The sequence below is a fragment of the Haematospirillum jordaniae genome, from assembly GCF_001611975.1.
Taxonomy (GTDB): domain Bacteria; phylum Pseudomonadota; class Alphaproteobacteria; order Rhodospirillales; family Rhodospirillaceae; genus Haematospirillum; species Haematospirillum jordaniae.
Window position 1 is genome coordinate 470,118 of the sequence record NZ_CP014525.1, and the last position, 24,400, is coordinate 494,517.

The window sequence follows — 24,400 nt, forward strand, 5'->3', positions numbered from 1 at the left end:
CAGAAACATTCAGCATCCGGAATGACTGCCTTACAAAGGCCCAACAAAATGGAGAAAAAAGACAAACATAATTGCATGCGGTTAAACACGCCGTACGAAGCGGTCCTGCAGCACGGAAAAGATTGCTTTCAGCGTCATGGCTTCTCCACCAACCGGACGACCGGGACGCGCCTTCTGATTCCAGGAAAACAGGTCTATGTGAGCCCACGGCGTGGAATTCGACACAAAAGCCTGCAAGAAAAGGGCTGCCGTAATGGCACCGGCCATCCCACCTTCCGGTGCATTGTCCAGATCGGCAATACGACTCTCAACCATGGCGCGGTAACCATCCCACAAGGGCATATGCCACAAGGGATCCTGCTCGCGCTGACCCGCTGCAACAAGATCAGCAGCAAGCGTATCTTGGTTGGAAAAAAGCGCCGGCAGTTCAGGCCCAAGAGCAACGCGTGCCGCACCGGTCAAAGTAGCAAAGTCAATCATCAGGTCCGGCTTCTCACTGTCCCCTTCGGCAAGAGCATCAGCAAGGATCAGCCGGCCTTCTGCATCTGTATTGGATATTTCAACAGTCAGCCCCTTGCGGGTTCTGAGAATATCACCCGGACGCATGGCATTGCCTGCCACGGCATTGTCCACGGCTGGCACCAGAACCCTGAGCCGGACCGGCAAGCGGGCATCCATAACCAAGCTGGCCAACGCCAGGGCATGAGCAGCTCCCCCCATATCCTTCTTCATCAGGCGCATGCCAGAAGAAGGCTTGAGATCAAGACCGCCCGTATCAAAGCACACCCCCTTGCCAACTAGGGTCAGCCTGGGCGCGGATGGATCACCCCACCGTATGTCAATCAGACGCGGAGCACGCGGCGAGGCACGCCCAACCATATAAATGGCCGGATAGTTACGACCTGACAGAGCCTCCCCCACAATAACCTCGAGAGAAGCCCCATAGCGTTGAGCCAGACCACGGGCGGCATCTTCCAGTCCGGACGGCCCCATATCCTCCGCCGGTGTATTAACCAGGTCACGAACCCACTCAATAGCTCCAACCCAGCGGCCCACAGCCGCATGATCAACGCCTGCGGGCCAGACCATGCGGGCAGGTACCCGCTCCTCCTGACAGCGATAACGATCGAAACGATAAGCTCCCAAAGCCCATGCCAGACAGGACTGCACGGTATCATCTGGATCCCGCACACCATCAAGGGACCAGACTCCAGCCGGAAGAGACAAAGGGAGATCAGACAGGGCCCACGGATCAAAGCCATCGCCAAGACCAACCAAGGCACAGGACAAAGAGCCATCCCCGGACGGCAAGAGGCACATCTCGCCCACTCCAGCGGTAAATCCCGATGCTGCGGCAAAAGGAGGAATATCGTCCCCCGCCCGGACCAAACGAACCGGACGAACCACAGAAGAGGTGTCTATCTCTGCTGGGCTGACAAAAACCGAAAGAGGCATTTTCATCCTGTCTGTTTAGCGTACTTCAAAAGCAACAAGGCTTGCACTCAATCGCCTTTGCCCATGTCCGTGTAAGCCTTGCGTGCCCCATCATGAAGAGGAATACCAAGCCCGTCACGGGCCGTATCCGGAGACATGGAAGCTGCCCGCGGATGCCCCTTGCTGTAAAGGATCAAATGATTTGGATGCCACATGGACCGGGTAATGGCCTCAACAAAATCTGCAGACGTGCGCGTGGTTGTAATCATAAGCGCACCAACTGTAACGGTACGTATCGGCTTGCCACCCATACCAGTGTAGACATCTGCCGGTATTTCTCCGGTTGAAAAGAATGGATAACGCCCGACAAGCCGTTCCACAGCCGGCCCCTCAATTGGTACGAGGCGTGCAGACCCACTGTCCAGTAAACGCACGATCAGTTGTGTCGGGGCTCCGGAAACAAAAAACATGGCGTCCAGGGAACCGGCTATCAGATCATCGGCATCCTCTCCGGGTTTTTTATAGATCGGCTTGATGTCACCCATACTGATCCCAAAGGCCTCAAGGATGATGTGGGAGCCAACCAAGGTCCCGGACCCCTCTTCCCCAACACCGATGCGCTTACCTTTCAGGCCAGCCACCGATGTTATGCCCGAATCCGCACGCACAGCCAGATGAACGGCTTCCGGATACAGTCGAGCAATCGCCCTGAGTTCAGTGACAGCCCCCTTTCCCTTGTAAAGCCCGGAGCCGCTTTGGGCCCAGAAAGCAACATCTGCCTGCACAAGGGCAAAATCAAGGTCCCCGCGCGCCAGCCCTTCCACGTTCTCAACCGATCCGCTTGTCGACTGAGCAACCGCAATCAAGCCGGGAACTCCACAGCTCCCACCCCGGTCGCAGGGGCGCGAGCCTGGTGGGTTGGATAGTGCGTTTGCAATCAATCCCCCAACTGGAAAGTACGTTCCACCGGTTGGCCCCGTACCGATACGGACAAAACGGACATCCGCGCTTCCTTTGGTCTTGCTGTCAGACTCGCTGGCACAAGCAGGATAAGCCAAAGCTATGGCGCAAGCGAAAATCACACCGGCAAACGCCGATCCCCGCCACCCGGAAAACGCAGACGCAACAAACACGATCAACCTCCGGAAGGAAAAAACGACCGGGACCAAGCATAAGGGCGAGAAGGCACCCTGAAAAAACAATGACGAAACAGATAGTAATACAAACATGAGTCCATCAAAACGACCATAGACATTTTTGGTCCACCGGGACCAGAGAATTCCCGTAAAAGTAGCTTCTCTTTGGGGGATTGTCTTTCCCCTGACAATCCTGTATAGGGATCGGCTCTGTTTGCAAGCGGCGAGGCTGTGTATCAGGCTGCGTGACAGCCAAGATGCCGGGCATGCCCACCCGCAGCAACAGAAGCCCGGCCCACATGTGGAACCGGGCAGGACCAGAACTGTCAAGGACTGAAAAATGCCCAAGATGAAGACCAAAAGCGCTGTCAAGAAGCGCTTCCGCCTGACCGGTACCGGCAAAGTCCGTGCCAACGTTGCCTACAAGCGTCACATGCTGCGCAATAAGCCCCAGCAGATGAAGCGCCAGGCTCGTGGCACCATGATCCTGTGCGACAGTGACGCCCGGATCGTCAAGCTGTACATGCACGGCTGACGCCGTCATTCACCGTTCAGGATAAGGAAATCATACCATGTCTCGTGTGAAACGCGGCGTCACCTCCCATGCCCGTCACAAAAAAGTCCTGAAGCTCGCCAAGGGCTATCGGGGCCGCAATTCCACCAATTTCCGGATTGCGATTGAAAAGGTCGAAAAGGGCCTCCAGTACGCCTACCGCGATCGTCGCAACAAGAAGCGCGATTTCCGTGGCCTGTGGATCCAGCGTATCAACGCCGGTGTTCGTGAACTGGGCCTGACCTATTCCCGCTTTATCGATGGCCTGCACAAAGCTGGCATCGAGCTTGACCGCAAGGTTCTTGCTGATCTCGCTGTGAGAGAGCCGGAAGCCTTTGGCCAGCTGGTCGAAAAAGCCCGGGCTGCTCTTGGCTGATCAGGGGGCACCCATGGTGCCCTGACATGCCGATAGTCGTCTGCTAGGTTCATGCCACGCAGGCGGCCTTTCGGTGTAGTGCCTGAGAAGGGTTGCTCGCTACGGGGCAGCCCTTTTTCTTTGCCTTTGCTGCAAACTATCCGGAAGCACAGCCCTCCGGTAGCCCGTTCGGGGCCTCTGCCCCTGTCCCCCCCCTGACTGTTCCGGGAAGGTTCTGGATCCATGGATACTCTGGATACCCTGCGTAACGAGCTTCTGGAAGCGGTCCAATCCGCCCCTGATGCCGATACCCTTGAAGCTGTGCGCGTTACCGCGCTGGGCAAGAAAGGGCGCATTACCGATCTGATGAAAACACTCGGCCACATGACCCCCGAGGAGAGACGCAGCTTTGGCCAAGCAATCAATGCCGTAAAAGACGAGGTTGCGGCCCTGCTGGAAAGCCGTAAAGCCGCTTTTGCCGAGGCCGCCCTAGAAGCACGCCTTACCTCTGAGCAGGTTGACATAACCCTGCCGGTGCGCCCTGAAACATCTGGCACCCTACACCCGATCAGCCAGACCTGGGATGAAGTGGTCGCCATTTTTGGCCAGATGGGCTTTAGCGTTGCTGAAGGTCCGGACATCGAGGATGACTTCCACAACTTCACGGCACTGAACTTCCCGCCTGGGCATCCTGCCCGCGAAATGCATGACACGTTCTTCCTCTCCGAACAGGAAGACGGAACACGGAATTTGCTGCGCACCCATACCAGCCCGGTACAAATCCGCACCATGCTGGCACAAAAGCCGCCCATCCGGGTAATCATTCCCGGACGGACCTACCGGTGTGACTCCGATATGACCCACACCCCGATGTTTCATCAGATCGAGGGCTTGGTCATCGACAAGGCCGTGCACATGGGGCATCTGAAAGGATGCCTGAAGGAATTTGTAGAGGCTTACTTCGAATTACCCGACGTTCCGGTCCGGTTCCGCCCCTCCTTCTTCCCGTTCACAGAACCATCTGCCGAGGTGGATATCGGGTGCTCCCGCAAGGGGGGCGAACTGAAAATTGGTGAAGGCAATGACTGGCTGGAAATTCTGGGCTGTGGCATGGTGCATCCCAATGTACTGAAGGCCTGTGGGCTGGATCCGGAAGAGTATCAGGGCTTTGCTTTTGGCATGGGGCTGGAGCGGATTGCCATGCTGAAGTACGGCATCCCCGACTTGCGAACCTTTTTTGAATCTGACGCACGCTGGCTGAAGCACTATGGCTTTGCCCCACACGACGTACCAAGCCTGACCGGAGGGCTGACCCGATGAAATTCACCCTGTCCTGGCTGAAAGATCACTTGGAAACCGATGCCTCCTTGGATGAGATCGGAAAAACCTTGACCTCGATCGGGTTGGAAGTTGAAAGCATCACAGACCCGGCCGCAACCTTGGAAGGTTTTATAACGGGTCATGTCAAGACAGCAGAAAAGCATCCCGATGCGGATCGTCTGCGGCTGTGTACCGTTGATATTGGGGATAAGACGCTTCAGATCGTGTGCGGTGCCCCCAATGCCCGCGCAGGGATCAAGGTTGCAGTAGCAGTTCCCAGCTGCATTATCCCGGCAACCGGTGATGTCCTGAAAAAAGGGACCGTGCGTGGCCAAGAAAGCCAAGGGATGATGTGCTCTTCCCGCGAGCTGTGCCTAGGCGAAGACCACGATGGCATTATTGAGCTTCCGGATGACACCACGGTCGGACTCCCGCTCGCCACTGCCCTGAACTTGGACCCTGTCATTGACATCTCGGTAACCCCGAACCGGGCTGACTGCCTAGGTATCAGGGGCATCGCACGTGACTTGGCCGCAGCGGGACTGGGAACGCTGAAGGCGGACACGCCGGCTGTTACCGCTGTACCTGCGGCGTTTACGAGTGGCCTGTCCATCATACGTGACCTGCCTGAAGACGCCGACACCGCCTGTCCTTATTTTGCCGGGCGCCTGATCCGCGGCGTGCACAATGGTGAAAGCCCGGCGTGGCTGAAGAAGCGCCTGCATGCTATTGGGCTGCGCCCGATTTCGGCCTTGGTTGATGTCACCAATTATCTCACGTTCGGCTGGAATCGCCCCCTGCATGTGTTTGATGCCGGGCGTGTATCCGGACCACTGACCGTGCGCATGGCCAAGGACGGAGAAACCCTTCTGGCCTTGAACAACCGCGTGTGCACTTTGGACGCATCGATGGTTGTCATTGCAGATGCAAAGGGCGTGCAGTCTGTCGGGGGTGTCATTGGCGGTATGGAAAGTGGCTGCACGGAAGATACAACAGACGTAATCATAGAAGCGGCCCTTTTTGATCCCGCACGCATTGCGGCAACCGGGCGGCGCCTGAATATTGTGTCCGACGCCCGCTATCGCTTTGAACGCGGGATTGATCCTGCCTCGGTCATGGAGGGCATGGAACGGGCCACCCGCTTGATCATGGACCTGTGCGGCGGAGAACCGGGCGATATCGTCACGGTTGGCACCACGCCTTCATGGAAGAAATCCATAACACTACGTCCGGAGCGGGTTGAGAAACTGGTAGGTATGACCGTTGGCATTGACCGGATGCTGACCCTGCTCGACCGTCTGGGATGTGCACCAAAACTGGAGAACGGGATTATTCATGCCACCCCCCCATCCTGGCGAGTTGACTTGGAGGCAGAGCATGACCTTGTGGAGGAGGTCGCACGCCTGCATGGCTATGACAGCCTTGAGGCCATTCCTCTTCCACGAAAAAGCATGCCGGTTCGTATCCTGAGCCCACGCCAGAAAATCACACGCCTTGTGGCCAGGACACTGGCATCACGTGGCCTGCATGAAACTGTGACCTGGTCCTTCATGTCGTCTGATCACGCTCCTGCTTTCGGTGGCGGCCAGGATGACGTGCGCCTTGCCAATCCTATCTCTGCTGATCTGGATGTCATGCGTCCTTCGATCCTGCCGAACCTGATCGCGGCAGCAAGCCGTAACGCTGCACGTGGCATGGCCGATCTCGGGCTGTTCGAAACCGGACCCCAATTCCAAGGCGGCATGCCGGGACAGCAAAAGTTGATGGCAACGGGCCTGCGTACCGGGAAGACGGGTCCGCGTCACTGGGACACACGTCCACGTACAGTGGATGTCTTCGATGCGCGGGCTGATGCCCTAGCCGTTCTAGAAGCTGCCGGCGTTGCAACGATAAACCTACAGATCACGGCCGATGCTCCGGCATGGTACCACCCTGGTCGTTCGGGATCCTTGCGCCTTGGCCCAACCATTGTCGCGACATTCGGGGAGATACACCCACGCATCCAGCGCATGATGGATGCCAAGGGAAGCATGGTTGGCTTTGAGGTCTTCCTGGAGGCACTCCCCCTTCCACGGAACAAGCCGGGAAAGGCTCGTCCCCTGCTGAAAGCATCTCCATTCCAGCCCTTGGAGCGCGATTTTGCCTTCGTTGTGGGCAAGGACGTCTGCGCAGACACCATGCTGCGTGCGGCACGCAGCGCGGACAAAACACTGATAACAGCTGTCAGCGTCTTTGATGTCTATGAAGGTCAGAATGTACCGGAAGGACAGAAGTCAATTGCACTGTCTGCAACCCTGCAACCGATGGACAGAACCCTCACGGACGAAGACATCGACGGCGTCTGTCGCAAGATTGTTTCAGCCGTCGAAAAAGCGAGCGGTGGCACACAGCGCGCCTGATCAGATCATCCCCCTGTCGTCACCGCATGACGGGGGGCTTTCCTTCTTCGCCCCTGAATCAAGGGAAGAGGCATTATGCACAAAACCGGTATCACCGGGGCATATGCTGGTGCACGTATCAAAGCCAGGCAGCCGATAACGCAAACAGCAAAGCCTGCGGTGCAGTCCGCCATTATCCAAGCGCACAACGGGATGATGGAGTGGATTGTCTTGACCAGACGGCCTGTACACTTCATTGGCCAAGGCTTCCCGTACCGCCTCGGCACGCCGGGGGCGATAAGAACGGACAGCAAGGCATGACAAGGCCCAGTCCCCGGCCCAAGCCGCATTGCTCCATAAAAGACGAGGCGCAATATGCACGGCTTCGGAAATAGCCATGACAAAGGGTTCCATGTGTCCATCAACAAGGGACCACGCGTAAGCAAGTGAACCGGGAAGGCCAGTATCAACAACAGACACCGGCTCATCCAGACGCAAGGCGACCGGAGATCCACAATCATCAAAAACGATGGAAACCTGATCCAGCGCCGTTGCGGTGTGCCGCTCCATGACCAGCGACAAGCCCAGAAGACCTGGAAGAACAGTGTCAAAGTACCTCTGAGCCCACAGGGATACCAAGGAACAATCATCCGGCTGGACCCCATACGAACGGGAAAAGCGTTCCAATACACCACGAACTACCGCCCTGTCCTGAAGGGCAGAACCGGGAACAAAGCAGCGAGTATCATCGGGAAAGACAATGGATTGAGACCATGCCTTCAGAGGCCCCGGGAACATTTTCTTCAATGCCGCCCTCATGAAAACTGTCCCACCTTGTGTAAACAGACCGACATCCCTGTGTCCTGAATGACAATCATACTGGCTTCTCCCGGCGCAACGTTCTGGCCATACGCCATCCCATGCGCGCCAGCGGAGGAACCTGCTCACCAAGTGTTCCTCCGCCTTGCCCGATCAGGGCTGGCGTATGGAAATCCCGAACCCGAACCCAAGCCACCTCGGCCGCATCATCTCCGGCTACTCCATCACCATCTTCCCACTGACAGTAAACTGCATTCAGCACGTAGTGATACCGCACAGCACCGGCAATATCCCGATCAATGACATCAAAGGCAGCAAAGGCCACAATCCCGCGGGCACGCACACCCGTCTCTTCATGCAGTTCCCGTTCAGCCGCAGCCAACAGGGGCTCTCCCAGATCCAGACGCCCCCCGGGGAATCCCCAGCTTCCGGCATCAGGGGGGTGACGACGACGGACAAGAAGAACACGGTTTCCCCTCGGAACCACGGCCAAGACAGCCGGCACCGGAGAACGGGGATAGCGACTGTTCATAGGCTGTTCCTGCAATCATGACCGTGGCAGAAATGTTGTACAGGCGTGATCATCCATCTGATCCGGATGCAGGAAACGCTGCGCATAATCACGATAAACCCCGGCTTTCAGGAAAAGTTCAAAGACATCCCGATCCAGATGTCCTGATTCTACCATGGACTGCAGGATGCGAAGACATTCACTGATCTTCTTGGGAGTTTTGTAGGGACGATCTGCTGCCGTCAAGGCCTCGAAGACATCGGCTACAGCCATCATTTTCTCGGTTACCCCCATGTCCTCCCCGCGCAAACCCCGAGGATAGCCGCTTCCGTCAATTTTCTCATGATGATTCCCGGCGATATCAGGGACTCGTTGCATCTTGCGGGGGAACGGCATCTGGGACAGCATATCCTGCGTAACAACGATATGGTCGTTGATAACCTGACGCTCTTCGGCTGTCAGGGTTCCACGTTCAACCGACAAGTTATAAACCTCGCCACGATTGTAGATGCCAACGTAATGATCATCTCGATCCTGCAAAAGGGTTTCAACAGCCGGGGCCGGGGTACGCTCCGCCTCACTCAGGCGCTGTTTCTCCTCCCACGACAAACCCAAGGTGCGATCAAACGTACGAATAAATGTCTGGGCACCGATCGCGGCAAGACGCTGAATATCCCCCGGATCAGCTCGCTCGGCCCCAACATTCAGGCGGGCAACCAAGGCAAACTGCTCATCCAGCTCCGCACAACGGGCTGCGAAACGCGCTTCAGCCTCCTCACGCGAGAGGGTGCCATCCAGACTGGCCCGCAGCATGGCAATCTCGGCATCCCGGCGCAAGACCTCGAAACGGGTACGAACCTCGTGAATACGGTCGTAGGTCGTTTCCAGCTTGGTTGCCTTATCAACAACATACTCCGGCGTCGTGACCTTTCCGCAGTCATGCAACCAGCCCGCCAGATGCAGCTCATACCACTGGTCCGCATCCAGACTGAAATCAGCAAAAGGACCAGATGTTGCATCACAGGCTGCCTTGGCCAACATTTCAGCCAAGACCGGTACACGTTCACAGTGCCCCCCGGTATAAGGGGATTTGGCATCAATAGCCCGGGCAAGCACGGTAATAAAGCTGTCCAGCAGATCCCTCTGGCCCTGTAGAAGCTTCTGGTTGTCAATTGCCACAGCAGCCTGACTGGCCAAGGCTTCCACCATTGGCCTTATGGCATCACCAAATGGCACCACATGCCCTTCACTGTTCCGGGCATTGATCAGCTGCAGGACACCGATCACCTCGCGGGCTGTGTTGCGAAGGGGAAGTGTCAAAAAAGAGCGGGAGCGATAACCGGTCCCCGCGTCAAACCGACGGGTGCCGGAGAAATCAAATCCTTTCTCGGTATACGCATCGCGGATAACAATGCTTTCCCCTGTCAAGGCCACATAGGTCGCAACATTGGCGCGGTTGCCGGCTCCGGTTGCCGGATCGTACAGGGGCAGCGGAGGAAAGGGGATGGAAACCCCGGTTGTTCCACCCATGGCAATCTTGAGGGTATCATTGCGAACAATATCAAAATGCAGGCTACGCCCATCTTCAGACAGCAGATACAACGTTCCGCCATCTGCGTTGGCCAGACTCTTGGCCTCCACCAGAATCCTTTCGGTCAACCGGTTGTGGTCGCGCTCGGCTGACAGGGCAATGCCCAGCTCTATCAGGCGCGACAGAACCCGGTCACGGTCCGCAATACCCCGGTTGTCCTGATCAGGGTTATCCCCACATTCCATGCCAGTCTCCCGCATGCATTCACAGCCCTTGCCTGCCATATGCATACGAACAGGTCAAGGTCAGGGAACACCAACAGGATAGGACAAAAAGGATCTGCATCCCGGGCTGGTCCGGTGTAATGTGGCCGACTGGACCAACCGAAGGGGACTTCAATCCCCTGAATCAGACAGCCAAAGTGGAAGTCCTGCCAATGCCTTATGCTTCGCTGCGCGAGTTTATGGATGTCCTGGAAAAGAAGGGACAGTTGTGCCGGGTTCACGAACCCGTGTGTACAGAACTGGAAATGACCGAGATCCAGACCCGCCTTCTTGCGGAACAGGGGCCTGCCGTCCTGTTTGAAAAGCCGGTCCGGGCTGATGGAACCCCGTATGCCATGCCCGTTCTGGTCAATCTGTTTGGAACCGTGGAGCGAGTCGCCATGGGGATGGACCGTACAGCTCATGAACTGCGGGATGTTGGCCAGATGCTGGCCTTCCTGAAGCAACCCGAACCACCGGGGGGATTCCGCGAGGCATGGAACATGCTGCCTCTGCTGCGCACCGTCATGGCTATGCAACCGGGAAACGTACGCTCCGCACCGTGTCAGGAGATTGTTATTCCCGGGGATCAGGTCGACCTGTCAAACCTGCCAATCCAATCCTGCTGGCCGGGCGAGCCTGCACCGTTGATCACATGGCCCTTGGTTGTCACAAAAGGTCCGGGCAAAGACCGCGAAGATGTGTTTAATCTGGGCATTTACCGTATGCAGGTAACCGGGAAAAACACAACACTAATGCGCTGGTTGCAGCATCGCGGCGGGGCACAGCACTACCGCCGCTGGGGACAGGCAAAAAGAGAACCCATGCCGGCAGCTGTTGTTCTTGGAGCTGATCCCGGCACAATTCTGGCAGCCGTTACCCCTGTCCCCGAGACACTATCGGAGTACCAGTTTGCCGGACTGCTGCGAGGCAAAAAAGTAGACTTGGTAGACTGCAAGACCGTCCCCCTGAAAGTGCCGGCCGGGGCCGAAATTGTCTTGGAAGGGCATGTCATGCTGGACGAGTTCGGTGACGAAGGACCCTATGGTGACCACACCGGATATTATAACAGCGTGGAACCCTTCCCCGTCTTCCGGGTTTCCTGCATGACCATGCGCCGGGATCCCGTTTATCTGTCTACCTTTACCGGACGCCCACCCGATGAACCAAGCGTCCTGGGTGAAGCCCTGAATGATGTCTTTGTCCCGCTACTGTCCCAGCAATTCCCCGAAATTATTGACTTCTGGCTACCACCGGAAGGATGCAGTTACCGTATCGCGGTCGTGAGCATCAAGAAAGCCTACCCGGGCCATGCCCGCCGGGTCATGATGGGCGTGTGGTCCTTCCTGCGTCAGTTCATGTACACCAAGTTTGTGATTGTCGTTGATGATGATATCAACGTCCGTGACTGGAAGGACGTCATGTGGGCCATATCAACGCGTATGGACCCTGCGCGCGACATTATGGTGGTTGATGGCACACCAATCGATTACCTAGACTTTGCCAGCCCGGAAAGTGGTTTGGGCGGGAAGCTCGGCATGGATGCCACCAACAAAATGCCGCCGGAAACCCATCGCGAATGGGGCGAGAAGATCCGCATGTCCGATGATGTTATCGAAGCGGTCACGCGAAAGTGGGCGCATTACGGACTGCCCGGACGTGGTACACCAATCTGGAAGTAGACGATGCGGCAGAAGCTAGGAAAGGCCTGTGCCGTCCACCTCAAATACCGTAGTAGTTACGATACTAGGCAACAAGCCGCTCCACACCGACGGATACCGGCGTCAACGGGGAATAGCCCGTATCGCGACGCAAGACTGATAGATCCGCATCAGGATCAGAACAGCCCTACGACGCAGACTCTCTGCCAAGGATTGCGTACTGTGCCCCGAAGGCTGTATGTCCTGTCCAAGTCTCAAACTTTACCCTTGGAGAACCCGTGCCAACGCATCCTGATCTGACAGCCATCCTGCTTGGTCTCGGCTCCTTGGCCTTCTCTGTTGCCGGCACACGCCTTGTCCTGTTCTGGTTAAAAACCAAGGCAGTCTTGGATATGCCCAACGAGCGTTCCAGCCATACAGAGCCAACACCACGCGGCGGCGGACTGGCAGTAACACTGGTTGTCATCGCCGGATGGACAGCATCCCTGATCCTGTTTCCCGGAAATCCACCTGTTGCGGTCTGGATCACCTTGGCTATGGCGCTAGTCCTGTATGGGCTGTCGTGGATTGATGATCGCATCAATCTGAAACGACGGCTACGGTTCCCCATACATGTCATTGCTGTTACGGGCGCAGTCCTGAGCCTGCCAGACTATGTGCTTGTCCTGCAGGGGGAAGTTCCCCTATGGGCAGACCGCATAGTGACTGTCATCAGCTGGGTCTGGTTCCTGAATCTGTACAACTTCATGGACGGCATTGATGGCATTACTGGTATGCAGACAGGGTCTATAGGTCTTGGAATTGTTGTTTTATCGAGTATTGCCGGACTTGGTGCCAATGTACCATGGGCCAGCATGGGCATGACCCTGATTGGCGCCTCCATCGGCTTTCTGCTTTTCAATTGGCACCCTGCGCGCCTCTTCCTCGGGGATGTCGGCTCCATTCCGCTGGGATTCCTGACCGGGTTCCTCCTGGTCATGCTGGCAGGAGCCGGTTATCTGGCAGCGGCTCTGATTCTTCCGGCATATTATCTGGTTGATGCGACCGTTACATTGCTCCGACGTATTGCAACGGCAAAACCGATTGCCCAAGCACATCGTGAACATTTTTATCAGGTTGCCGTGCACAGCGGCGGGCTCTCTCACAGCGCTGTAACGCTATACATTATGGCTGGAAACATGGCCTTGCTGATTGCAACCATCGTGTCCGTGACCCTAGGTCCTGCTGCGGGAATTCTTTTTGCGTGCATTCCGGTACTCTTTCTTCTTTTCCGTTTCACACGACGCACGCTAGTCTAGGCACCCAATGTCCTACGGATCTGCCATGCGTCGTTTTTTATCCCGTCCCGATGTTGTCTATTGCCATGATTTACTCATGGCAACCGCTGGCTTTGCGGTATCTGTCTGGCTCCGATTCGGTGACAGTGCCGCAGAAGCACTCATGTCCGGCTCCATACTGACTGGGGGGCTGATCTTCGTCGGACTCTGCGCTGTCGTATTCCGCTGGAACAACCTTTACCGTGGTATCTGGCGCTATGCATCTGTCCGTGATCTTCTGGCCCTGTCGCGCGCCGTAAGTCTGAGTATTCTCCTTTTTTTGCCAATCCTTTTTCTCTTCACACGCCTTGACGCTTTCCCACGCTCGCTGCCCTTCATTCTCTGGTTTGTCCTGCTGATCCTTCTGGGTGGGCCTCGCTTTGCCTACAGGGCCTGGAAAGACCGCAGCTTGCACAACATCATGACATCGTCGGCTGGAACAAACCGCATCCCCGTTCTCCTGATTGGTGCCGGTGACGGGGCGGATCTGTTCATCCGTGACATGGAGCGCAAACCAGATGCCCAATATGCCGTACTGGGCATCCTGTCCGTGCATGAAGGTCGTATTGGCCGCTATATAAGGGGAATGGAGGTTCTGGGTACACTTGACCTGTTCACGGATGTCATCAACCAGTTACAGGAAAGCGGCACCCCTCCACAGCGCCTGATTATCACGGATGACACCATTGCTCCCGGTATACTGAAAACCCTTTTTACCCAAGCCGATGCCATGGGTATTCCTATGTCGCGGCTTCCGCGGATCAGTGACCTACGCGAGGGGCTTGAAGAAAAAATTACTGTTCGACCAATTGCCATCGAAGATCTGCTAGGGCGTCCACAGACAACGCTAGACCGGAATGCCATGCGGAGCCTGATCCAGGGGCGTCGTATCCTGATTACCGGAGCCGGGGGATCCATCGGCAGTGAACTGGTGCGACAGGTTGCACTACTTGATCCGTCCCTTGTGATTCTGGGAGATCACTCCGAGTACGCGCTCTATGCCATTGATCTGGAGATGCAAGAGAAGTGGCCGGCGATTCCCCGGCAGGCCCATATTTTGGACGTGCGACACGGCACACGCGTCCGCTCCCTGTTTGAGCAAACAAAACCCGATATTGTGCTGCATGCTGCCGCCCTGAAACATGTTCCGATTGTTGAACGGAACCCCTTGGATGGGATCGCTACCAATACACTGGGTACAGCCATTATTGCGACGGCATGCCGGGACTATAACGTATCTGTCATGGTCCAGATTTCCACTGACAAGGCCGTAAACCCGACTAATATCATGGGGGCCAGCAAGCGCATGGCTGAAATGATATGCCAGAGCATGGATCTTGAAGGATGTAACAGTGGCCAAACCCGCTTTGTAACCGTACGCTTTGGAAATGTTCTGGGATCAACAGGTTCGGTTGTTCCGCTTTTCCGCCGCCAACTGGAACGCGGGGGGCCCCTGACCGTCACACACCCGGATATGACCCGCTATTTCATGACAATCCGCGAGGCTGTTGAACTGGTCCTGGAAGCCTCCGCAATCGGTCATGCTGATTCCTCCTATGGCGGTAGTATCTTTGTCTTAGACATGGGGGAACCCGTGCGTATTGTCGATCTGGCAACCCAGATGATCCGGCTGGCCGGACTGATTCCGGGAAAGGATATCCAGATTGCTTTTACGGGAACACGCCCGGGCGAGAAGCTGTTCGAAGAAATCTTCCACGGCTCTGAGCCACCGGTTCCAACCCGCTACCAGGGGCTCTTGCTTGCACGACCAAGGGTCACAGATCTTGACGAGTTGCAGGGCCACATAAAAGAACTGGAAAACGCCTGCCGGGATGGTGCAGAAAGCCAAGCTCTGGATATTCTTCACACGCTGGTCCCGGAGTATACCCCAACTGGATCGGGGGCGGGCATTTCTACTCTCCGGAAACACGATGCACCATGACCCCCTTCACATTCTGAAGACAATCTTCGGCTACGAACAGTTCCGCGGACATCAGCGCGCTGTAATTGACCATGTGGTCGCAGGCGGGGATGCCATGGTTCTGATGCCGACCGGGGGCGGCAAATCCCTATGCTATCAAATTCCAGCCCTGTGCCGTGATGGAATCGCCATTGTTGTCAGCCCACTGATTGCCCTGATGCAAAACCAAGTGGAAATGCTGCGACAACTGGGTGTGAAAGCAGCGGGCTTGCATTCCGGTATGTCCTTTTCCGAGATTGTCGAGACCGGGCGATCCATGCGGGCCGGAGAGCTTGACATGCTTTATGTCGCGCCGGAACGTTTGATGCAGCCCGCATTCCTTGATCAACTGCACCATTGCCGACTGGCTCTGTTCGCCATAGATGAGGCGCATTGCGTGTCCCAGTGGGGGCATGATTTCCGCCCTGAATATCTGCAACTGGCTGCCTTGGCAGAGCGTTTCCCGGGTGTTCCACGCCTGGCACTGACGGCTACAGCCGATCAACCAACGCGGCTGGAAATCCTGGAACGACTCTGCCTTGGGAAAGGCGCACAGTTCATTGCCGGGTTTGATCGCCCGAACATACGCTACCGGGTCAGTCTGAAGAATGCTCCGAAGAAACAGCTTTTGCACTTTATACGGACGGAGCACAGCCGTAACTCCGGTATTGTGTACTGCCTGTCACGTGCAAAAGTTGAGGAAACAGCCTCATGGCTGCGGGAACAGGGCATCGAGGCTCTGGCCTATCATGCCGGACTGGACCGCCATGTGCGACACGCCAATCAGGACAAGTTCCTGCGGGAAGACGGGCTTGTCATGGTGGCGACCATCGCCTTCGGGATGGGTATAGACAAACCCGACATCCGTTTTGTCGCACACCTAGATTTACCACGATCACTGGAAGCGTATTACCAGGAAACAGGCCGGGCAGGTCGTGATGGTCTTCCTTCCGATGCCTGGATGGTCTACGGATTACAGGATGCGGCCAAGATTCGCCAGATGATAGAGGCATCAGACGCGTCGGAAAGCAAGAAAGCGGTTGAACGCCAGAAGGTATCAGCTCTGCTGGGATACTGCGAAACCACCTGTTGTCGACGCCAAGTCCTGCTGGAATACTTCGGTGATACAGCATCTCCCTGTAACAACTGCGATACATGCCTCCAACCGGTTGATACGTTCGATGGCCTTGAAGCAGCACAACAAGCCCTCTCCGCCATTTATCGTACAGGCCAGCGCTTTGGCGTGGCCTATATTGTCGATATCTTGCGAGGAGAGGAAAACGACAGAATCCGAGCCATGGGCCACCAACACCTGTCAACATTCGGAATTGGCCGGAGTCGCTCTGTAAACGAGTGGAAATCCATTCTGAGGCAGCTGATTGCAATGGGACACGCGATAGCAGCTTCCGACCAAAATGGTGCGCTGATACTGGGACATGATGTCCTACCGGTTCTCAGGGGCGAGGCCCGGGTCTCGTTCCGACGGGATCCTGCGGAACAAAGAAGCTCGACAGGAAAACGTGTCCTGATTGAAACGCCTGCCGAGCAAATTCTGTTTGATGCCCTGAGAACACGTCGGCTTGAACTGGCGCGTGCACAAGGTGTGCCGCCTTATGTTATTTTTCACGATACTACCCTTCTCGAGATGGCCCGCAGGAAGCCCATTCACCTTGATTCCCTGTCAAAAGTCCCCGGGGTCGGATGCGGTAAACTTGGTCGTTACGGCCAAGATTTCCTGGACGTGATAATCAGGGTATCTGAACTGGATACAGGCCCTTAAGTTACACGAGTACATACAGTTGGCAAATAAGCCGAACAAAGGCTGTGCCTTTTTACAGGAGAATATCATACTCTTCTCCAGTAAACCCTGATGCAGGCCGTTACCCGGAGTAGTGGTGCATGCAGCTGAAGACCCGTGACCGACTGACACTAAGGCAGCTGCGCTACACGCTGGCCATCGCCTTGCTGCTCGGCCTGGTGCTCAGCGCCGTCCAAGTAGCAAGAGACTACGCTCAACACAACCATAATACAAACCTGTCGGCCCTAAGGGCCTTGGATGCCTTCCATTACGCGGGCGTCCAGGCCGCCTACACGCTTGACACAGACTTGGCCAATGATGTTGTACGTGGCCTTGTTGCCGATGGTCCCATCGTATCAGCCCGAATCATCAGTGATCTGGGTGACCGTCTGGCTGCCATTGAAGTGGCTCCGGACGAAGAATCGGCACTTTATGAACTCCTTTTCGATAAACCCAACGTTGTACGACGGGATCTTACCAAGGTGCAGCCCGGGGGTAGAATCGAAAGCATCGGGGTTCTGGAAGCTGAAATATCGCCCAGAAGAACCGCCGGTCCATTCTTGGAACGAGCTGTTCTCAACCTAGTCAGTGTTCTGGTCCAAACCGTTGCCTTGGCTGCTCTTCTGTCGCTGGTTTACCTGCATACGACAACACGGCCATTAACACAGATTGTTGCCCGCCTGCATGAACCGGAAGAAAATGCCGCTTTCCTGCGCGAACTTCCGATTCCGCGTGGGCATGAGAACGACGAAATCGGCTTCCTTGTCCTCTCCTTCAACCGCCTGCTCCGCTCTGCCGAGGCAGAGTTGCAGGCTAGGCGCTTAGCCGAGGAAAATCTTCGCAAGTCTAACGATGCCCTTGAGCTGCGCGTTGAAGAACGCACATCCCACCTTAATCAGGAAATCATGGAACGGCGCTCGGTCGAGGAGGCGTTACGCCAGAGCGAAGAGCGTTTCAAGGACCTGACCGAGGTTTCCTCCGACTGGTTCTGGGAAACAGGCTTGGATGGTCGCATCTCCCTTGTCTCGGATCGATTCTTCAGTGTGTCTGGTCTGGCACGGGAACGCATTGTCGGCCGACGCCTGAGTGAACTGGTCGAAAACGGAACCATATCAGACGTCAGCCAAGGAGCTGATTCCATTGAAGAAATGATGGAGCAGCGCGCACCTCTCATCCGTTATGACATGAGCATGCAGGGTATAGAGGAGCGGCTCTACTTCCGCATCAATGCCAAGCCCGTTTACGACTTCAACGGCGACTTTACGGGCTATCGTGGTACAGGGCGTGATATCACCCAAAGCCGCCTGTTCGAGACACGCTTGGACGAAGCACGGACAGAAGCTGAACGTGCCAATGCTGCAAAGTCTCACTTCCTGGCCAGCATGAGCCATGAGCTGAGAACACCGCTCAATGCCATTCTTGGGTTTGCGCAGCTGTTACGGGCTGCGTCGGCCAATGCACTGACCGCAGCCCAGAAGAAATACGTTCAGCACATTCTTGATGCCGGTGATCACCTGCTGCGCCTGATCAACGAAATTCTTGACCTTGCACGCATTGAAGCCGGCAAAGTTGATCTTTCGGTGGAAAATGTTGACGTCAGGCTTCTAGTAACGGAATCGACAGCCCTGCTGGAACCTTTGGCTGGAAAGCGGCAAATCACCATTCATGCAGAAGGCAGTACCGACCCTGTCTTTGTCATGGCCGACCGCTCGCGCCTGAAGCAGGTGATCATCAACTTGGGCTCCAACGCCATCAAGTACAATCGTGAAGCCGGGCATGTGTACTTCAAGATCGGCCCCGCACCAGAAGCTGGGCACGTCCGGGTTACGGTCCAAGATACCGGCATCGGCATTGCACCGGAAATGCTCAAGAAAGTCTTTGAACCATTCAACCGCTTGGGTGCCGAGGCAACCAACATCGAAGGAACTGGCATTGGCCTAACCGTCACCAGCCAGATCTTGGCTCATATGAATGGTAAGATCGGAGTAGAGAGCACACAGGGCGTCGGCTCTTCATTCTGGTTTGATCTACCTGCCGGCGACAACACCGTCAAAGTCAAAAAAGAGGAAATCGTTGAGGAACTTCCCGCCGGAAGCGGTGAGAAGCCTCTCAAGGTCCTTTATGTTGAAGACAATCCGGCAAACCGGGATCTGATGCGCGATGTCATGGACCTGCGCGAGAATGTCACCTTGGTCATGGCCGAAGACGGCGCCACCGGTATTTCGATGGCATTGTCCGAAAAACCCGATCTCATTCTTCTAGACATACACCTGCCGGACATGACCGGTATTGAAATTGCGCAAAGGCTGCGTGGCGGTGTTCTGGACCGCCCCGTCCCGATCATTGCTGTCAGCGCCGGCGCCATGAAGAAAGATATCGAGCGGGCCCGCGATGCCGGCATCGACGACTATATCTGCAAACCCTTCAATATAAGCCAGATGCTGACCTTGCTGGATCAGGTTGCCGATGGAAGCTACAAGTCCGGAACCCTGTCATCGGACAAGACATAGAACTGAGAGCCATGTCCCTAGCAGGCTTTTTATCCGCAGTACCTGTGGATAAGTTTGATCTTTTCCTGTTGGCAGTGCTGTTCCCCCACGGACTGACCAAGAGACTCACGGGGATGCCTATAAAATAGGCAAATTTCTGCTAGCAGCAAAACGATACAATCTGCATAGGTGCTGCAGCACTATGTATCCGATGAACGTGCCACCACATGACGCCCCAGACGTTCCAAAGTTGTTCGCAGATCTGGATCGGTTACATTATCCAGAAGATCATTCAATTCCTCCTCCTCTTGATGCGAGAGCTTTCTTGGAGGAACAACACGCGACACCCGCGGAGCAAGAGGAAGGGGGGCCTGTATGATCTTGATCCGGGCCACAGCCTGATAACCAAAATACCGATTGATTGTATCAAGAATGAATAGACGATCGTGATCAAGCTTGAGAGCAACAGGCCCTGATGCCGCACGGATCAGCAGTTCCCCATTTGCACGCGTTCCCTTGGAAAAACGCAGCTGCTCGGGCATGGTCTGTTTTGCGACAGCCTCACCAACAATGGCCGCCCAGTTGGCTATCAGATTGCCCTCGGCAAGCCCATTTTTCCCCAAGATTGGACGTGATACCAAGTCACTGACAGCACCAACAGCCAAGGGACCCCGGGCCAACCTGCGAGAGGCAGCAGCGAAAGCTGGTTTTCCAGAACTGGGCAAAGACTTGGACAAAGGACAACCATCCAACAAGGAGACACCACAAAACATGGGACAACACCTTGCATTTGGCAAGTCCTGCCTTCAGTGTAAGCGTCGCATAAAACCTAACAATGACCGACCATGACATCTGCATCACCGGATACCATTCTGCTTGCATGGTATGATCGTAATCACCGGCACCTCCCGTGGCGCAGCCCACCGGATACATACGCCAACCCCTATCATGTCTGGCTGTCCGAAATCATGCTGCAGCAAACAACTGTGGCAGCTGTCCGGCCTTATTATCTGACCTTCCTCTCGCGGTGGCCAACGGTTGAAGCTCTTGCCGCAGCTGATGATGGGGATGTCATGGCGGCATGGGCCGGCCTTGGGTACTACGCACGGGCGCGTAACCTGCTGTCCTGCGCGCGCATCATCGTCAGGGATCATGACGGCCACTTTCCCGGTACAGAGCAAGCCTTGCTCACGCTCCCCGGAATTGGGGCCTATACGGCCGCAGCCATTGCTTCCATCGCCTTTGGGCAGCGGGCCGTGGTTGTGGATGGAAACGTCGAACGTGTCATGGCCCGACTACACGCGGTAACAGACCCTCTCCCCGGGGCAAAGAAACACCTGCGCACCCTTGCCGACGCCCTGACCCCACAGCAGCGCTGTGGTGATTATGCACAGGCTGTTATGGACCTAGGAGCCACGCTGTGCTCCCCGCGCAGTCCAAACTGCCAGATATGCCCGTGGGTCAGTCTGTGCAAGGGATACCACCAAGGCATAGCAGCAGAACTACCGTACAAAACTGCCAAGACAAAGCGGCCCGGCCGCTACGGAACCGTGTTCTGGATCACGGATCCCGAAGGCACTGTCCTGCTGAGGCAACGCCCTCCGAGAGGGCTTCTGGGCGGCATGACCGAAATTCCGTCTACTCCATGGCAGGAAGCTCCATGGACACTGGAAGATTCAACACCCCACGCCCCGATACAGGGAGAAACGTGGCACACAATTGCGGGAACAGTGCACCACACGTTCTCTCATTTTGACCTAGAGCTAAAGGTTATTGCCGGAACAGTTGCACAGACAGGGAACATCGCCGGACGCTGGGTCAAACCGGAACACTTTGACAAGGAAGCGCTGCCCAGTGTCATGCGGAAAGTGATCCGTCACATGCAGAAACAGGACACCAGCTGAACAGACAACGCACCTCCAACCCCAGTCACAAGGACAGGAAATCAGGGGACAGACGCACCAGAAGGAGCGGTATCCCCGACACCGGACGATGAGGAGGGCATGCGGCCACGTGCCCACTCAACCTCAAAACGCCGTGCCGCAGCCGATGGATTCTGGAGCTGAACGCGGAAACCGGTTGTATCACCGGCAGCCAGTTCCGTAACCGGGGCCTGTGCCGCAAGTTCTTGGACAACACGACCAGTCCCGTCAAAGAGCACAAGGCGAATAAAGGGAACAGGACGTGAAGTAGAAGAGGTATTGGCTACAAAGCCGCGCACAACCAAGTTATCAACCCCGCCATGCAGGACCCGTTCCCCGGTCACCTCGCGGAAGGTAAGACCAAGGCCGGGGATATCAATCTCGATACCAACCATCCGGAACAGGGCCTCAGCATCCTCATAGGTCTTTACAATCGGCACGCGCCAGAACCAAGCCGCACCGGCCATAACCCCAACAACAATGATCAGGAACAGGAGGGAGGAGAACAGAGTCCGGATCCAGCCACCACCACTTGCCTTCTTGCGCACAAAGGGGGACGCAATATCATCACCGTCGGGAAAGTCCGGAAAATCGGGAATGGCATCGTCATCGCGACTGACAAGACCGGAAAATTCCTCAAGGGCATCGTCACCACGACGCGGTGTATCAGAATCGTCTGCCTCCAGTGGATCGAGACGAGCCAAGGCGTCATCATCTTCCGCATCATGGGCACTGGCGGCATCAACAGGACCCATGGGGTCAAAATCCGGGTCCTCGCCGATATCACCGATAATATCAGACGCAACCGGATCAATATCAACCTCGGTATCGTCATCAGGAGATGGTGGCGGCTCGGCCTCCATTGGAAGATCGGACACCGGTGGCAAGGGTTCCGGGGGCAAAGGATCAGGAGGGGGCGGAGCCGGTGGCTCGACAACAGGCGCAGATTCTGCCGGCGCTTGGACAGGCGCCGCAGGGGGCGGCATCTGCCGCCACAAATGGCCGCACTGCGAGCATTTCAGTTTGCGCCCATTCGGACCGATCGCCCCTTCGGGCACGGAGAAAAGAGTCGCGCAATTGGGACAGGTAATATCCATGAACGTATCTGTCAGCCCCGGTGTATCTTGTCTCTTATAGAACGGGGTCTGCCCTGAAACAAGCATAGCGGTATCGAACAGAAAAACATGGCTGCCGATTTGACTCTCCGCTCCCTGTGGACGCAGACGACAGCCTGTGCCAATCTGCGCTCCGGCCCGCATGGAACAAAGGACAGGGTCTGCGTGACATACCTACCCAGAGGTCAGGACAAAAAAACCGTAAACGTTGCAGGTGAGCGCGGTGGCTCGGCCATCCGCCTCGAGTGCGTTGGCCTGCGCTATGGCAACGGGCCAGAAGTCCTGCAGGATATCAGCTTCAATCTCCCCCCCGGCTCCTTCCATTTCCTGTGCGGGCCTTCGGGGGCTGGAAAAACCTCGCTTCTCAGCCTGTTATACTTGGCAAGGCGCCCCTCGCGCGGGCGGCTGTCCCTGTTTGATATCGACGTTGGTGCCATCAGCCGGAAGGATCTTCCTGCCCTGCGACGACGGATCGGCGTTGTATTCCAGGAGTTCAGGCTTATGGACCACCTATCAACTCTTGATAACGTGGCCCTCCCCCTGAGAGTTGCCGGTGTATCGGAAGCCAGCATACAACGGCATGTTCCTGAACTTCTGGAGTGGGTTGGACTAGAAAAATACATGCACACCAAGCCGGCAATTCTTTCTGGCGGGCAAAAACAACGGGTTGCCATTGCACGGGCCGTCATCAACAGACCTGACATCTTGGTGGCTGATGAAGCGACAGGTAATGTTGATGCAGAGACAGCCACCCGGCTGATGCATTTGTTCATGGAACTGAACCGGCTTGGCACCACCATTGTCATGGCGACCCACAACGAAGAGCTTTTGCGCCGTTTCCCCGCGCCCTGCCTGATGCTTCAGGACGGGCACGTCAGTATTTCAGAAAGTCCTGCCACCGCGTTCATGCACGGCGGAGAACCTGTATCATGATAGCTGGATGGTTCCGTACTGATCTGCCTGTTGCAACAGACCCCGCAGGTCACTTTCTGCCCTGGTTGGTCGCTATCATGACATTTCTGGCTGCCATGGCGTTAACGGGTGCCCTGACCCTCAGCAGTCTGTCCGCTCGGTGGGAGAGCACGATGACCGGCACACTGACCATACAGATCCCGGCTATGGCCGCGGATACAGGGCCGGGCAGTGCCACGCATAAACGTATCGATCACATTGCGCGGAGCCTTGAAGCACTGCCGGGCGTACAACGTGCAGAGCCTATTCCAGCAGAACACGTCGCAACGCTTCTGGAGCCATGGCTTGGGGCCGGAAACTTGGCCCGCGAACTCCCGCTCCCACATCTGATCGATGTATTGCTGGATGAAGGAAGCGGCAGCGACCTTGCCGTGCTGGAGAAACACCTACAGGCCATAGCACCCGGAACAACAATCGATGATCACCGGGTATGGCTGTCCCGCCTGATCAAGGCTTCGGTTATCCTGCGCCTGCTGGCTTGGATTATGCTCTCCCTTGTTGTGGGCGCAACTACGGCCACTGTTGTCCACGCAACCCGGGCATCGCTGGCCGTTCATCGTCCACAGATCGAAGTGATGCATCTGGTGGGGGCAACAGACAGCTATATTGCAGGGCAGTTCGCCCGCCGGACTTGCATGCATGCCGTTGCGGGCAGCCTTCTGGGGCTTGTACTGGCATGGCCGGCTCTGTGGGGCGTACGCTCCATCCTGTCCAACATCGACGGTGGCCTGATACCGGAAACATCTGTTGACGCCTTGCATGTTGTCGCATTATGCAGCCTGCCGTTCCTGGCCGCCGGACTTTCTGTCCTGACGACACGGATCACCGTACGTCGGCAGCTGGCACACATGCTCTGAACGCCCCACT

Annotated in this window: 19 protein-coding genes; 12 read left to right on the top strand and 7 right to left on the bottom strand. The window is 56.2% G+C overall.

The genetic code is table 11. The features are described from left to right. Nucleotides 1–81 precede the first annotated feature (81 nt). Complete coding sequence (locus tag AY555_RS02370) at nucleotides 82–1,455, bottom strand: leucyl aminopeptidase family protein (protein WP_245176941.1); 1,374 nt, start codon at nucleotides 1,453–1,455, stop codon at nucleotides 82–84. A 47-nt stretch (nucleotides 1,456–1,502) separates the two neighbouring features. After that, on the bottom strand, nucleotides 1,503–2,567 hold the full coding sequence (locus AY555_RS02375) for a TAXI family TRAP transporter solute-binding subunit (protein ID WP_066132944.1): 1,065 nt from the start codon (nucleotides 2,565–2,567) through the stop codon (nucleotides 1,503–1,505). Nucleotides 2,568–2,910: 343 nt separating this feature from the next. Here AY555_RS02375 and rpmI point away from each other — a divergent pair, with 343 nt between their 5' ends. The 4 genes from rpmI to pheT all read left to right on the top strand — a co-directional run bounded on the left by rpmI (nucleotide 2,911) and on the right by pheT (nucleotide 7,197). After that, on the top strand, nucleotides 2,911–3,105 hold the full coding sequence (gene rpmI, locus AY555_RS11500; protein ID WP_082811810.1) for a 50S ribosomal protein L35: 195 nt from the start codon (nucleotides 2,911–2,913) through the stop codon (nucleotides 3,103–3,105). A gap of 37 nt (nucleotides 3,106–3,142) precedes the next feature. Further along, entirely contained in the window at nucleotides 3,143–3,499 is a 357-nt protein-coding gene (gene rplT, locus AY555_RS02385) for a 50S ribosomal protein L20 (RefSeq protein ID WP_066132948.1), read from the top strand. A 222-nt stretch (nucleotides 3,500–3,721) separates the two neighbouring features. Beyond that, complete coding sequence (gene pheS / locus AY555_RS02390) at nucleotides 3,722–4,798, top strand: phenylalanine--tRNA ligase subunit alpha (RefSeq protein ID WP_066132950.1); 1,077 nt, start codon at nucleotides 3,722–3,724, stop codon at nucleotides 4,796–4,798. Next, nucleotides 4,795–7,197: a phenylalanine--tRNA ligase subunit beta gene (gene pheT, locus AY555_RS02395; protein WP_066132953.1), complete on the top strand. Its 2,403-nt coding sequence runs from the start codon at nucleotides 4,795–4,797 to the stop codon at nucleotides 7,195–7,197. Before pheS ends, pheT begins: the two co-directional genes overlap by 4 nt. On the opposite strand, the gene fhuF is transcribed toward pheT, so the two are convergent. From fhuF to AY555_RS02410, 3 genes are read right to left on the bottom strand one after another with little or no spacing between them, the layout of a single operon-like run. Then, nucleotides 7,198–7,995 (bottom strand): siderophore-iron reductase FhuF, encoded by a 798-nt coding sequence (gene fhuF, locus AY555_RS02400; protein ID WP_066132955.1) that lies wholly within the window; start codon nucleotides 7,993–7,995, stop codon nucleotides 7,198–7,200. A 55-nt stretch (nucleotides 7,996–8,050) separates the two neighbouring features. Next, nucleotides 8,051–8,527 carry an NUDIX hydrolase gene (locus tag AY555_RS02405; RefSeq protein ID WP_066132957.1) on the bottom strand — a complete coding sequence of 159 codons (477 nt, stop codon included), beginning with the start codon at nucleotides 8,525–8,527 and terminating at the stop codon, nucleotides 8,051–8,053. 15 nt (nucleotides 8,528–8,542) lie between these two features. Continuing rightward, on the bottom strand, nucleotides 8,543–10,282 hold the full coding sequence (locus AY555_RS02410) for an HD family phosphohydrolase (protein WP_245176942.1): 1,740 nt from the start codon (nucleotides 10,280–10,282) through the stop codon (nucleotides 8,543–8,545). Between the two features lie 191 nt (nucleotides 10,283–10,473). Here AY555_RS02410 and AY555_RS02415 point away from each other — a divergent pair, with 191 nt between their 5' ends. The 5 genes from AY555_RS02415 (at nucleotide 10,474) to AY555_RS02435 (ending at nucleotide 19,545) form a co-directional block, all read left to right on the top strand. After that, on the top strand, nucleotides 10,474–11,982 hold the full coding sequence (locus AY555_RS02415) for a UbiD family decarboxylase (protein ID WP_066136390.1): 1,509 nt from the start codon (nucleotides 10,474–10,476) through the stop codon (nucleotides 11,980–11,982). A 257-nt stretch (nucleotides 11,983–12,239) separates the two neighbouring features. After that, complete coding sequence (locus AY555_RS02420) at nucleotides 12,240–13,259, top strand: MraY family glycosyltransferase (RefSeq protein WP_066132960.1); 1,020 nt, start codon at nucleotides 12,240–12,242, stop codon at nucleotides 13,257–13,259. A gap of 25 nt (nucleotides 13,260–13,284) precedes the next feature. Further along, a complete protein-coding gene (locus tag AY555_RS02425) occupies nucleotides 13,285–15,219 on the top strand; it encodes a polysaccharide biosynthesis protein (protein ID WP_156483373.1) in 1,935 nt (644 codons plus the stop codon). Next, nucleotides 15,209–17,017: a DNA helicase RecQ gene (recQ, locus tag AY555_RS02430; protein WP_066132966.1), complete on the top strand. Its 1,809-nt coding sequence runs from the start codon at nucleotides 15,209–15,211 to the stop codon at nucleotides 17,015–17,017. The genes AY555_RS02425 and recQ overlap by 11 nt, the downstream gene beginning before the upstream one ends. Before the next feature lie 119 nt (nucleotides 17,018–17,136). Next, nucleotides 17,137–19,545: an ATP-binding protein gene (locus AY555_RS02435; RefSeq protein WP_066132970.1), complete on the top strand. Its 2,409-nt coding sequence runs from the start codon at nucleotides 17,137–17,139 to the stop codon at nucleotides 19,543–19,545. 179 nt (nucleotides 19,546–19,724) lie between these two features. Here AY555_RS02435 and AY555_RS02440 read toward each other — a convergent pair whose 3' ends face one another. Further along, on the bottom strand, nucleotides 19,725–20,297 hold the full coding sequence (locus AY555_RS02440; protein WP_066132972.1) for a DUF721 domain-containing protein: 573 nt from the start codon (nucleotides 20,295–20,297) through the stop codon (nucleotides 19,725–19,727). 72 nt (nucleotides 20,298–20,369) lie between these two features. Here AY555_RS02440 and mutY point away from each other — a divergent pair, with 72 nt between their 5' ends. Then, the gene (mutY, locus tag AY555_RS02445; protein ID WP_066132976.1) at nucleotides 20,370–21,428 is read left to right on the top strand and encodes an A/G-specific adenine glycosylase; all 1,059 of its coding nucleotides are present in this window, start codon (nucleotides 20,370–20,372) and stop codon (nucleotides 21,426–21,428) included. A 41-nt stretch (nucleotides 21,429–21,469) separates the two neighbouring features. Here mutY and AY555_RS02450 read toward each other — a convergent pair whose 3' ends face one another. Then, on the bottom strand, nucleotides 21,470–22,705 hold the full coding sequence (locus AY555_RS02450; RefSeq protein WP_082811812.1) for a DUF3426 domain-containing protein: 1,236 nt from the start codon (nucleotides 22,703–22,705) through the stop codon (nucleotides 21,470–21,472). 90 nt (nucleotides 22,706–22,795) lie between these two features. Between AY555_RS02450 and AY555_RS02455 the strand changes: the two genes are divergently transcribed. Together AY555_RS02455 and AY555_RS02460 are read left to right on the top strand one after the other, a co-directional pair. Next, a complete protein-coding gene (locus AY555_RS02455; protein WP_066136393.1) occupies nucleotides 22,796–23,494 on the top strand; it encodes a cell division ATP-binding protein FtsE in 699 nt (232 codons plus the stop codon). After that, nucleotides 23,491–24,390, top strand: a complete 900-nt coding sequence (locus AY555_RS02460; RefSeq protein ID WP_066132981.1) for a cell division protein FtsX — start codon at nucleotides 23,491–23,493, stop codon at nucleotides 24,388–24,390. Before AY555_RS02455 ends, AY555_RS02460 begins: the two co-directional genes overlap by 4 nt. The last annotated feature ends 10 nt before the right edge of the window (nucleotides 24,391–24,400 follow it).